This is a genomic window from Mycobacterium pinniadriaticum, assembly GCF_026242045.1.
Classification (GTDB): domain Bacteria; phylum Actinomycetota; class Actinomycetes; order Mycobacteriales; family Mycobacteriaceae; genus Mycobacterium; species Mycobacterium pinniadriaticum.
Genome location: NZ_JAPJDO010000125.1, coordinates 1 through 370 on the forward strand (window position 1 = coordinate 1; position 370 = coordinate 370).

Sequence of the window (370 nt, forward strand, 5' to 3'; positions counted from 1 at the left end):
CACTGACGGTGCACACGAACAAGATCAACCGGCCACGACAGCACCGGCCACATCACCACACTCAATGACGAATGGTTGCCCCGTGGTCGTCATCCCGAGAGACGGTCAACAAGTGGTCGTTGATCGAAGAGTTTCTGCCTGTTCGAACAGGCAAGAAGGGCAGGCCTTTTCGGGATGCCCGCCAGATGCTGGAAGGAATCATCTATCGATACCGGTGCGGGATCGCCTGGCGGGACGTGCCCGCGGTGTTCGGGCCGTGGCAGACGATCTGGACCTGGCATCGACGGATGAGCGCTGATGGCACCTGGGATCTGGTGTTGGCGCGGTTGCTGGCGGCCGCAGATGAAGCCGGGGTCATCGACTGGGCCGT

The 370-nt window shown here is 61.6% G+C and carries 1 protein-coding gene; it reads left to right on the top strand.

The window, feature by feature from the left end; all coding sequences use genetic code 11:
• Positions 1 to 71: 71 nt before the first annotated feature.
• Positions 72 to 370, top strand: a 299-nt coding sequence (locus ORI27_RS32945) for a transposase (RefSeq protein WP_266001443.1), incomplete at its 3' end; no start/stop codon positions are given.